This window comes from Methanobacteriaceae archaeon, from assembly GCA_030656015.1.
Classification (GTDB): domain Archaea; phylum Methanobacteriota; class Methanobacteria; order Methanobacteriales; family Methanobacteriaceae; genus UBA349.
In genome coordinates this window covers 1-11,492 of record JAUSNX010000007.1, presented here as the reverse complement: position 1 = coordinate 11,492, position 11,492 = coordinate 1, and the positions used below count along the sequence as shown (strand labels likewise).

The 11,492-nt window shown below is 33.4% G+C and carries 15 protein-coding genes and 1 pseudogene; 12 read left to right on the top strand and 4 right to left on the bottom strand.

What is annotated here, in order from left to right; genetic code table 11:
• The 5 genes from Q7I96_06570 to Q7I96_06550 all read left to right on the top strand — a co-directional run.
• The coding region (locus Q7I96_06570) for a sodium:solute symporter family protein (protein MDO9627268.1) at positions 1-877 on the top strand (877 nt) is incomplete at its 5' end.
• A 226-nt stretch (positions 878-1,103) separates the two neighbouring features.
• A complete protein-coding gene (locus Q7I96_06565) occupies positions 1,104-1,298 on the top strand; it encodes a hypothetical protein (protein MDO9627267.1) in 195 nt (64 codons plus the stop codon).
• A gap of 48 nt (positions 1,299-1,346) precedes the next feature.
• A complete protein-coding gene (locus tag Q7I96_06560) occupies positions 1,347-2,273 on the top strand; it encodes a hypothetical protein (protein MDO9627266.1) in 927 nt (308 codons plus the stop codon).
• A 25-nt stretch (positions 2,274-2,298) separates the two neighbouring features.
• A complete protein-coding gene (gene nth / locus Q7I96_06555) occupies positions 2,299-2,892 on the top strand; it encodes an endonuclease III (GenBank protein ID MDO9627265.1) in 594 nt (197 codons plus the stop codon).
• Positions 2,893-3,182: 290 nt separating this feature from the next.
• Entirely contained in the window at positions 3,183-4,115 is a 933-nt protein-coding gene (locus Q7I96_06550) for a twin-arginine translocation signal domain-containing protein (GenBank protein ID MDO9627264.1), read from the top strand.
• Between the two features lie 4 nt (positions 4,116-4,119).
• Here Q7I96_06550 and Q7I96_06545 read toward each other — a convergent pair whose 3' ends face one another.
• Together Q7I96_06545 and Q7I96_06540 are read right to left on the bottom strand one after the other, a co-directional pair.
• A complete protein-coding gene (locus Q7I96_06545) occupies positions 4,120-4,404 on the bottom strand; it encodes a hypothetical protein (protein ID MDO9627263.1) in 285 nt (94 codons plus the stop codon).
• Between the two features lie 420 nt (positions 4,405-4,824).
• Positions 4,825-4,962 (bottom strand): hypothetical protein, encoded by a 138-nt coding sequence (locus tag Q7I96_06540; protein MDO9627262.1) that lies wholly within the window; start codon positions 4,960-4,962, stop codon positions 4,825-4,827.
• Here Q7I96_06540 and Q7I96_06535 point away from each other — a divergent pair.
• The 4 genes from Q7I96_06535 to Q7I96_06520 are packed head-to-tail and all read left to right on the top strand — an operon-like array spanning position 4,946 to position 7,146.
• On the top strand, positions 4,946-5,611 hold the full coding sequence (locus Q7I96_06535) for a nickel-dependent hydrogenase large subunit (GenBank protein MDO9627261.1): 666 nt from the start codon (positions 4,946-4,948) through the stop codon (positions 5,609-5,611). The genes Q7I96_06540 and Q7I96_06535 overlap by 17 nt on opposite strands.
• Positions 5,612-5,641: 30 nt before the next feature.
• On the top strand, positions 5,642-6,121 hold the full coding sequence (locus Q7I96_06530; protein ID MDO9627260.1) for a hydrogenase maturation protease: 480 nt from the start codon (positions 5,642-5,644) through the stop codon (positions 6,119-6,121).
• Positions 6,106-6,843 (top strand): twin-arginine translocase subunit TatC, encoded by a 738-nt coding sequence (tatC, locus tag Q7I96_06525; protein ID MDO9627259.1) that lies wholly within the window; start codon positions 6,106-6,108, stop codon positions 6,841-6,843. The genes Q7I96_06530 and tatC overlap by 16 nt, the downstream gene beginning before the upstream one ends.
• 12 nt (positions 6,844-6,855) lie before the next feature.
• Entirely contained in the window at positions 6,856-7,146 is a 291-nt protein-coding gene (locus Q7I96_06520) for a twin-arginine translocase TatA/TatE family subunit (protein ID MDO9627258.1), read from the top strand.
• A 204-nt stretch (positions 7,147-7,350) separates the two neighbouring features.
• Here the strand turns inward: Q7I96_06520 and Q7I96_06515 are convergent, their stop codons facing one another.
• Positions 7,351-7,587: a hypothetical protein gene (locus Q7I96_06515; GenBank protein MDO9627257.1), complete on the bottom strand. Its 237-nt coding sequence runs from the start codon at positions 7,585-7,587 to the stop codon at positions 7,351-7,353.
• A gap of 157 nt (positions 7,588-7,744) precedes the next feature.
• Here Q7I96_06515 and Q7I96_06510 point away from each other — a divergent pair, with 157 nt between their 5' ends.
• Together Q7I96_06510 and Q7I96_06505 are read left to right on the top strand one after the other, a co-directional pair.
• The gene (locus tag Q7I96_06510) at positions 7,745-8,035 is read left to right on the top strand and encodes a hypothetical protein (protein ID MDO9627256.1); all 291 of its coding nucleotides are present in this window, start codon (positions 7,745-7,747) and stop codon (positions 8,033-8,035) included.
• A 518-nt stretch (positions 8,036-8,553) separates the two neighbouring features.
• Positions 8,554-10,053 (top strand): PAS domain S-box protein, encoded by a 1,500-nt coding sequence (locus Q7I96_06505; GenBank protein MDO9627255.1) that lies wholly within the window; start codon positions 8,554-8,556, stop codon positions 10,051-10,053.
• Between the two features lie 400 nt (positions 10,054-10,453).
• Here Q7I96_06505 and Q7I96_06500 read toward each other — a convergent pair.
• Positions 10,454-10,900, bottom strand: a pseudogene (locus tag Q7I96_06500) (phenylacetate--CoA ligase).
• Positions 10,901-11,273: 373 nt separating this feature from the next.
• On the opposite strand from Q7I96_06500, the gene Q7I96_06495 reads away from it, so the two are divergent.
• Positions 11,274-11,492 (top strand): sodium:solute symporter family protein (locus Q7I96_06495; protein MDO9627254.1); only part of this gene is annotated, 219 nt, incomplete at its 3' end.

Here is an 11,492-nt window from a genome sequence, read left to right as displayed (position 1 = left end):
AACTTTCCCGTCATTTGGTAGTCCATTTTGGTGGACTTTAGTTTCTACTATAATAATGGGCGTAGGCATTGGTGTACTGGCTCAACCTCAATTAGTTGTTCGTTTTATGACAGTACGTTCAAATAAAGAACTCAATAGGGGTGTTCTTATTGGTGGTATCTTTATTTTTGTCATCACAGGATCAGCTTATGTTGTTGGTTCACTTTCTAATGTTTTCTTTTTCCAACAGATGGGACAAATATCTATACAAGTTGCTGCAGGAAATGTAGATAAAATTATTCCTATTTTCATTAACTCAGCTATGCCGGAATGGTTTACCTATCTTTTCTTGTTAACATTACTTTCAGCAGCTATGTCTACTTTAAGTGCGCAATTCCATGTTCAAGGAACTGCTATTGGTAGAGATGTATATGAAACTATTTTTAATAGAAGTGGAGATAGATCAGTACTGATAACTCGTATAGGAATTCTTGTTGCAGTTATAATTGCGGTTATTTTAGGATTTACCCTTCCTGGGAGTATTGTTGCTCAAGGAACGGCACTATTCTTTGGATTATGTGCAGCTGCTTTTTTATCTGCTTATACTTGTGCATTGTTCTGGAAAAGATCAACCAAACCAGGAGTTATAGTGGGTATGGTGATGGGAACTTTCACTAGTTTATTCTGGTTATTGTTTGTTTATAAAAAAACAGCAGTTTCTTTAGGGATTTTTAAAGCGATCAGTGGTCAAAATCTGATTATTAATACTCTACCATGGCCTCTTGTAGATCCTCTGGTTATTGGAGTACCCGTAGCCATGTTCTTTACAGTGGTAGTTAGTTTGCTAACTAAACCACCAAGCAAAGAACACTTAGATAAATGTTTTGAAGGTTTTTAAAAAGAGAATAATTAATTTATTCTTCTTTTTAATGGATTTTTTTGCTTTTTTTTCTTTTCTTAGAATTATAAATAAATTTAAATAATAATTATCTTATTCTAATTATTCAATTTTTATTTTGACTAATTTAGTTTAGAGGAATTTATAAATATATAAATAAAATAGATAGTAATGATTAAATATTAAAGATAATATTTAAGATTGAATAAAATTAGGAGGTGGATGTATGGAGGTTTTAGGTATACCAGATCCCTGGGTTTGGGGAGCTTACATTGCATGTATTTTAGTTACTCTTCTTTGCATTATTTATGGTGTTTTAAATTGGAATAAAGGCGATGAAGATGAAGAAGGCCAAATAAAAGAAGAATTAGAGTGGGAAAAAGAAGAATTAGAAATGGAAGAAAAAGAATTAGGTTTTTAAACATCATTTATCATTTTCAGCAAATTTTAATTTATTTAATATGATAACATGTCTTCAATTACTTTAGGTCCCTCAACAATTGCCAGCCAGTTTTGGTGTGAAATGGCAGTAGATTTAAGGCGTAAATATGGAGAAATTTCCACACCAGAAAAAGAAAAAGGTAGTGAAATTCACAAAAACCGTTTTCTTGAGGTTTTAGAAGAAATAGTTGTTGAAATTAAAACACCTGGAGATAAACTTCATTCTAATGTTCATAACATCCTTGTAGGGTTGGAACTTTACGAAAAAGAAGGTTTAACCCGTGAACTTCCAATAGTATCCAAATTTAGTTCTGCTCTTTTAATGGGAATCATTGATGAAGTAAGAGAAATAGAAGAAATTGAAGTTCATAATAATAAACGGGTGAAAACTAAAAAAACCCAAGTAGTAGAGATGAAAACTCGTAAAAGTCTAAATCCACCGTCGGCTCAGCAAATAATTCGTGATAAAATGCAGGGAATGATTTATTGGTATGGGCTTAACTCCATGATAAATAAAGAAACTGAAATGGGAGATTTCTGGCAAGTATATGGTGTTGATTTAATAGAAAATGATTTTAATGAACTTATTTTAAGCGAAGAATATATGAAAAGCCTTGAAATTCCCCAAAAGGAATGGAATGAATATGGAACTCTTCTTTCAGTGGGGAATTTAATTAATGAAATGCTTAAAAAAGCCAGTACATTACCCTCATTATCAGAAACTATTGAAATTAATTATATACATCAAAAAACATTTCAAGAAGTTCACAAAGAAATATACAGATTTGATGAACGGTTTTTTTCACGGGGTATGAAATGGGCACTTGAATACTGGGCTGGGAAAAGAGAACCAACTTCGGTTGGAGATGCAAATAATTGGAAATGCAATTTTTGTAGTTATTACACTGTTTGTCCTTCAATACACAAAAAATGGAAAGAAGAGGAAGGTGATTAAAATTCAAAATGAGATCAAAGAAATCATGGAAAGGCTTGATAAATACGTTGCTAAGCCTGTAAAAAATCCAAATCCATTTAGAGTGTTGATTACAACCATTTTATCCCAGAGAACACGCGATGAAAACACTGATGAAGCTGCAGCTACCCTTTTTTCTGTTTATAAAACACCTGCAGAAATTGCAAATGCTCCAACTGAGAGAATCGAAAAATTAATTAAAAAAGCAGGTTTTTTTAGAGTTAAAGCAAAGAGAGTTAAGGAAGTTTCAAGAATTATTCATGAAGATTATGATGATGTTGTTCCATGTGATATAAATAAATTATTAGGCCTTCCAGGAGTTGGAAGGAAAACTGCAAACTGTGTTCTGGTTTATGGATTTAGAAAGAATGCTATTCCCGTGGATGTACATGTACACCGGATTTCAAATCGTTTGGGGCTTGTTGATACAAAGAATCCTGATGAAACTGAGTTTGAACTTGCTAAAATTGTTCCTGAATGTTATTGGCGTGATTTAAATGAAAAATTTGTGCGTTTTGGGCAGGATATTTGCCGGCCAATTGGGCCAAAACATGAAGAATGTCCCATAACTGATTTATGTGATTTCTATAATGAAAGTTAACATTTATGGATGAATCACGTAATTATTTCAACTTTTAATTAAAGTTAGATCTTTTAAATATCTTATTGATTTTTTTTAGCTTCCATTTTAGGTTTTTAAAATCATTTTGTTGTTAATATATATTTTTATATTATTACTAACCTTCATTCTAATAAATAGAATATATATACTTTTTCCAATTGATTCAAATCGAAAAGTATTAATACATGATATGAACGATTTATCAGTAATACGTAATATTAAGTAAATAAAGTGACATGAAAATAGTAATACGTAAAAGGAGAATTTATATGAAAAAAGAATTCAAAAAAATATTGGATCATCCAATAGATAGGAGAACATTCCTGAAGGCTGTGGGCGCAGGGACCGTGGCAACACTGTTTAGTGGACAAGCGACCATGGAAGAAGTCTTTGCAGCTTCTCCAAAAGTAGGAATACTCCAACTTGGAACATGTGCGGGATGTCAGGTTTCTCTGACAGAATTTGGATTAGATATGAGGTATATCAGTTCTTCAAGCCCAACTGTTGCCGATATACTACCAACAATAGACATAAAATATGCACCACTTCTAGTAGATGTTCTAGCTGAATCATTTGAACATATGGACTCCCTAGATATTTGTATAATCGAGGGTATTGCAGGTCCGACAGTTGAGTCTTCAGAACTTCTGGATCACGCCAGATCGATTTCAACTAAGGTTGTTGCATTAGGAGATTGTGCATCCTACGGTGGAGTTCCTGGTTTGAATTCAAGAAAGGGTCTTTTAGATCTTCACCCTATAAACGAAGTAATTTCAGTAGATGCATACATCAGAGGATGTCCACCACAACCAGAACAAATATGGTACATGGTAACTGGTGGAGCTATTGGCGAAGCCATAAAACCTGGAAGAGTATGTGATCCATGTATCTATGATCCTGAAGGCCCTCAAGCAAGTGAACTAGGTCAGCCAGGATGTAAAAAACATCTCGGATGCCAGGGTCACGATAGTCCATGGCAATGTGGAGCTACAAGAAGCACTGGTGGAAAAGCACCATGTACACTGGTTGATGATATTTGTATAGGATGTTACAGAGACCAGTACCCATTAACACCATATTATGTTAAAGGTCAAGTACAAATGAGAAATCAATATGGGGCTGGAAATGAAACTCCTAGTGGAAATACAACAAACGCAACCACAAACACAACAGCAAACAAAACAAGAATGATAGGTAAATAGGTGATTAAATGGTAGTTGAAATAAAACCCGTAACTAGAATTGAAGGTGATGGAAAACTTGAATTAGAAACCGAAGTGGTCGATGGAAAATTAAAGGTAAAAAATCTTATAACGCCCACCGATGGAACTTTGAATTTACCAACAGATAATGCTGCAAGGTATCCCAAATTCTGTGTCACAGAATTTAGAGGATTCGAGAAATTTGCAGTGGGAGAACAACCAGAAACTGTTACAAAATTAGTCCCAAGAATATGTGGTGTTTGCCCAGTCCCACAGAACATGGCAAGCACATGTGCTGTTGAGGCAGCCTACGGCACAAACATAGTTAACAATGCAAAAGCGGTTAGAAGGCTCATGGTTGCAGTACACACAGTCAACAGTCATCTTCTGCACTTTTTTGTACTTGCTGGGAAGGATATGCTGCCCCATAATATAATAGACCAAGAACTTCCTAATATAATCAGTGCCCACAACAAGGCACAGGCTTGTGTAGCAGTATTTGGAGGAAAACCAGTTCATCCTGCATCATGTATTCCTGGAGGACAAACTAAAGTCCCAAATACAACAGAAATTGGACAGATCAAAGCCCGAATGCAAGAGATACAAAATTATGCAGTATCCCTTTTAGGTACTTTAAAAGGAGCCCTATTGGCCCTGCCAAACGACTTTGGTATAAGGCCCTGTAATTATATGAGTTCTGGTATTCCTTTCTACAGCGGTGTTTCAGGATCATTTTCATACTTTGGAACATCTGGAGGAGTTTTAATAAGGAACCCCTCAAATCCAACAGACTTCAACTCAGCCACAATAGTACCATTTAACCCAACAAATGTGAAAGAAGAGGTCATAACACCCTACGGGAGCATAATAAATCTTCCAACAAACTACAGTTACACCAAAAGACCATACTATACCCATAATGGTGTAAACTATGTTTGTGAAGTAGGACCTTTGGCAAGACTGGGAGTAGCATACAAAGCAGGAGACAACGTTGTAAAATCAACAGTTGACAGTATTGCATCTGATTGGGGTGCTACTGCAAATGATATATTATCTCCTTCAACAAGAAACAGACACATAACAAGATTAATAGAAACAGTGATAATGATCGACAGAATTCTAAATGGTGGTTGGGCTAATGCAGTAGCTCAAGTGGACAGTTATTCACCCCCCACCCCGAAGGCAGGATCTGGTATTGGTGTAATTGAAGCACCCCGTGGAACCCTGACGCACACAATAACAGTAGGATCTGATTTAAAAACTGCATCATACGACTGCATGGTACCAACTACAGCAAACACAGGGGCTTTTGAAGAAGCTGTGGCAGATGATCTCGTGGAGATAAGACCAGAAACAATGGCATTATTAGGACGCGAACCCACTGAAGACGAAAAACTACTTTTAGGAGATGCAAGCCGAACCATAAGAGGATTTGATCCATGTTGTTCATGTTCATCTCACATGATAGAACTAAAAAACCCAGATGGCACTGAATAGTGCCATCTCTAAATTATTTTCAGTGGAAAAATGATCTGTGTTGTTGGCTTTGGAAATTTGTTACTTGGAGATGATGGAGTAGGTATTCAGATAATCCAAAAACTCGAAGAAAGGGATCTTCCAAATCAGGCTGATATAATAGATGCTGGAACATATGGGGCGATTTTGTTTAGTTTAATTGAAAAATATAATAAAATCATTATTGTTGATGCTTTTAGATCCAATCAGGATATAGAAAACATTATATTCATGAAGGCATCTCATATAATAAAAGAGAAGGAGAAATATTATTTCTCAGGGCATGATTTAAGTCTATTTGATATATTTTCAATGATGAAATCAGTTTATTCAGAGAAGATCCTGGATAATATATGCATTCTGGGTATCAGGATTCATAAAATCGAAGAATCATTAGAACTTTCAGATGATGTGACAAAAAGTGCAGAAATGGCTGTAAATATGATAACGAACAATTTCCTAAGTGGTGATGAATCATGGATGAATCATTAATCTCACATTTTGAAGAGCTAAGAACTAGATTGATAAGAATAGTTATAGTAGTTCTAGGATTATCTTGTGCAACATTTCCATTTGCTAATCAATTACTTATTAGAATTCAGAATGATTTACTGCCTGAAGGGATCCGTTTGATTGTTATAAGTCCATTAGAAGCAGTATGGGCACAAGTAGAAGTATCTTTACTTGTTGCGTTTGTTATTGCTCTACCATACATTCTTTATGAAATCATGAAATTTTTAAAACCTGCCCTTAAAGGTTCTGAAAATTCCTTTTTAATAAAAACTATACCTCCTGCATTGATACTTTTTGGAATTGGAGCCATATTTACTTACAAAATTGTGCTTGTAATGACATTAACATTCCTTATTGGTTATGCAACCTCTTCAGGAGTTACGCCACTATTATCTTTAGGGGATTTTATTTCATTTGCACTTCTTATGATATTGACATTCGGGCTCCTATTTGAATTACCATTAGTATGTGGTGCCCTTGCATCCCTTGATCTAATTGATTCTGATACACTTACAGGTAACAGAAAAGGAGCTTACGTAGGTATTTTGGTAATTGCAGGAATTTTAACACCTGATCCAACACCATTTACACAGCTTATCGTCACCTTCCCTATGATCCTCTTATTTGAGGTGAGTATTCTTTTGACGAAATACATCCATAGAGATATAAAAACAGATGTTGCAAATGAATCGATTGGTTAAGGAGGTGAAAAAATGATTGGTGGACTAGGAATGCCAGAACTTCTAATAATTCTCTTTGTAGTACTTCTACTTTTTGGTGCAAAGAAGCTTCCCGAACTTGCCAAAGGAATGGGTAAAGCTTTGGGAGAGTTCAAAAGGACTCAACGTGAAACCGAGTTTAAAATAAAAGAAGAATCAGATCAGGCAAAAAATACAGAAAAAAATACAGAAATATCAGCAGATAAAGAAGAAATCAAAGTGGAAAATGAATCTAAAGAAGAAACACTACAAACAACTGAAAAATCAGAAAATAAAGCAAAATAGTAAAATGAGCTTTAATCTATTTTAGCCATTTTATTTATTTAGTTTCAATTTATAGTGGAGAAGGTGATTTATTAAACTTATAGAAAAATAAATTCTATTAATTTAGTCTTTAATCCGTCTAAAATCACTCTTTCAGACTTTTTCATGAGTACAATAGTTTAAAACTTTTGGTACTTCACTATAATTTCTTCTTTTAAATTTTTATTAAATTGTAGGTGAATCAAAAATGAAGAAAGAACACTTTATATTAATTGCAATTTCTATAGCCATCATTGTATTGGCTGCATCCATATATGGGCTTTCTAGATCTCCAAATATTTCTACAAGTCCAATAACATCATGGAATCCGCAAATGAAGTCTCCACAGATAGATCCCACATCATTTGTAGATATTTCTGCCAGAGTAATCGGAGACGTGACTATTGGAAGTAACGTTTTCATTGGACCATTTGCATCAGTGCGTGGTGATGAGGGATCACCTATTTATATTGGTGATGGTTCAAACATCCAAGATGGTGTGATTATACATGGTCTTAAAGACCCCAGAGTAGTTGTTGGGGGTAAAAATTATTCTGTCTACGTTGGAAAAGAAGTTTCAATGGCACACGGTTGTATAATTCACGGTCCTGTCTTTATTGATGATAAAAGTTTTATTGGCTTTGGTGCAGTGATATTCAAAGCAACCATAGGTAAAAACTGTGTTATATTACACAATGCAGTGGTAACAAACAACGTGAAGATATCTGATGGTAGACTTGTGCCTGCAGGCTCGGTTATCGATGATCAGGCAAAAGCAGATGCATTAGGACCAGTTCCAGAAGATCTAAAAGAACTACCTCCAGATGTAGTGAAAGTCAATAAAGAACTGGCAAACACATACAAACGCTAATGGGATGTTAACTCAGTTTAATATGTTCCCCCCATTATTTTTTAATGATAAATGAGTTAATAATATCCTATTAGTTTTTTGTTTTTTTATTTTTTTTGGCATGATTATCTTATTTAATCTAACTTTAAAAGTGGATAAACTTCGCAACTCATAGATTTGATGATAAAAGTTCTAAAACATCTCAAAATATAATTCTCAAAAAAGCCCCCTAAAAAAGATTAAAAAAGGGGATTCAAAAATTATTAATTTAATAAGACTTTTTTTATAACAAATGCATTTTAAATTATTATAACTGATATTATCTGCTTAAACTGTGAATTATACCTTAAAATATGTGTTTCCATAATCTAAACTTTAAATTAATAACTGATAAAAAAATGAATCTCAAAATTCAAGCTACAATATTACTAAATTTAGTATCCTTATTTAAATTTGTTAGATATATATGTGTAGAAAATTAATAATATGACTAGAATCTGGTTAATCCTAATCAAAAAAATAGTGTTAGCAGTCGTGATTTGGGTTTTGTTACTATGCACTATAAAAAAAAGAAAAAACGTCAAGATGTAAATGAATCTAACAAATCAGAAGACATCTTTGTAGAACCTGATAGTTTCAATGAAAAAATACATTTAAATGAGGTTTTTAAAGAATCTGAAGAGGGATATAAATTCCCTATTAATAATTCTAAAGTTCCAATAAACATCTTCTCTGAAGATATGAAGATTTTAGATGTAAATAAAAAGCTAATTCAACTCTCAGGATATTCTAAAAAAGAGCTTTTATCCATGAAAATGAAAGATATATACCCTGAATCAGCTGAAATCTTGAGTAAAGGAATAAAAAAGATAATTGAAGCTAAAAAATTTCCTATTTTTGAAATTAACTTACATACTAAAAAGGGGAAGATTATACCTGTTAAAATAGTTGTCACTGAACTTAAAAACTATGGTCCAAAAAGTGTTTTCCTAGGTACTGTGAGAGATAATGATGCACTTATGCAAATAGAAAAAGCTTTAACTGGTATTGAAAAAAGTTTTAGAACATTAGCTGAGACTTCATTTGATATTATCATGCTTTTTGATCGAGAATGCAGAAATCTTTATGTGAATCCAACAATCGAAAAGCTAAGTGGTATTCCTCCAGAGGATTTTATTGGCAAAAAGTTTGTACAACTTGGTTTATCTGATGATTTAGTTAAACTGTACAAAGAGACTGTTTATAAAGTTTTTGAAACCAAAACCGATGATCATGTTGAATTAAAACTTCCTAAAGGTACTTGGATAGATGCTTTTTTAGTGCCTGAATTTGATGAAAAAGGTGAGGTAAAGTTTGTTATAATTACTGCACGAGATATCACTGAACGTAAAAAAATGGAAGAAGCCTTAAAACATAGTGAAGAATATCAAAGAACCATTTTTTCTTCAGTCCACACTGGAATTATTGTAGTTGATGAGAAAACCCATGAAATACTTGATGTTAATCAAGTAGCCGCCGACCTCATAGGTGTTTCAAAAGAAAAAATTATGGGAAATATATGTCACAGATACATATGCCCCGCTGACGAAGGTAAATGCCCCATCAGTGACCTTGATCAAGTTTTAGATAATTCTGAACGTGTTCTTTTAGATGTTAAAGGTAATGAAATACCCATATTAAAAACTGTGATTCCAATAAAATTAGCAGGACGTGAATGCCTACTAGAAAGTTTTATAGATATGACTGAACGTAAAAAAATGGAAGAAGCCTTAAAACATAGTGAAGAAAGTTTCAGGGCTTTATCCGATGATTCAATTGACCTTATCATGCGTCATGATAGAGAGCACAGACACCTTTATGTAAATCCCATTGTTGAAAAGTTTACAGGTATTATGCCTGAGGACTTTATAGGTAAAACACTTAAGGAAATGGGATTTCCAAAGGATTTAGTGAAATTGTGGGAGAAAGCTATTGACAAAGTATTCAAAACAAAAAAAATAACCACATTGAATTTGAACTCCCGAAGGGTATATGGATAGATGCATTGTTAGTGCCAGAATTTGATGAGAAAAGTGATGTAAAAATTGTTTTAACTTCAGCACGTGACACTACTGAACGTAAAAAGATGGAAACCGCCTTGTCACGGGAAGTTTCAATTAACAATGCTCTGGCTAAATTATCAAGAAATCTCCTGTCTCAATCCTCAATTGATGATATTTCATATCTTGTTTTAGAACATGCCAAAGATCTAACTCGAAGCCAATATGGTTTTGTAGGATATATAAATCCTAAAACAGGTTATCTAATGGTTCCTACCCTTAAACGAGATTTCCGGAAAGAATTCAAGAAAAAAGATAAGAAAACAATTTTTAAGAAATTTAAGGGATTGTGGGGTTGGGTGTTGAATAACAAAGAGTCAATCCTCACAAACGATCCAGCCTGTGTTCCGTAGTGAACACCTAATCCTCCTGTGAAAAGCCCGTAACCATAACAATTTTGTATTTTGTCTTTCCTACCAGCTCCGGCCATAGTAAGTGCTCTACCCATCACTTCTCCCCAGATTTCCAGGTCTTTTTGAGTATATCCTGATACTGTGGGTTTACCCGTTGTTCCTGAGGAGGTATGGACCTCTATTATTTCTTCTTCTGGAACCGCAAACATTCCAAAAGGATAAGCATCCCTTAAATCAGTTTTAGTGGTAAATGGTAATTTTTCAATATCTTTTAAAGTTTGAATATCTTCTGGTCTGATATTCAATTTATCAAAACGATTTTTATAATAAGGAACATTTTCATAGGCCCTTTTAACCACTTCTTTTAATAATTTTAGTTGTAATTCTTCTTTTTCTTTATTGGACATGCATTCGGCTTCTTTGTTCCATATCATGTTATCACTGTGCTTATTTTTTTGGATCCGGCTGATTAGTGAATTGGCATAAATCTAATACAATATTCTCAAATATTTTATTTTATAATTTTATTTATTATTTAATTTGAATTAATTTAAATTCTAAATTTTTATTATTGAATCTTATATTTACTTATTTATAATTAGATTTATTAATATTCAAAAAACATTTGGCAATTTTTAAATAATATAATTGTTTAGATAGTAATGAATTTCAATAATTCTTTTGAATTTAATTCTTGGAGATTAAATGGAGGCTATCATCAAAATGAGTATAAAAAGAGCAATAAAATATTAATTTGAAATAAGCTGGATTAAATTTTAAATCATTTTAATGGGGTTTAGTGATTATATGAATATATTATTATTATCAATTATTATTTTGGCATATATGATTATAATTGGTTATACTGGGTATGTAGCTTGGAAACGGACTAAAACTGCTGAAGATTTCATGGTTGCCGGCCGTACCACTCACCCGTATATTATGGCCATGAGTTATGGTGCTACATTTATTAGTACTGCGGCTATTGTTGGTTTTGGAGGTATAGCTGGACTTTATGGGATGGGA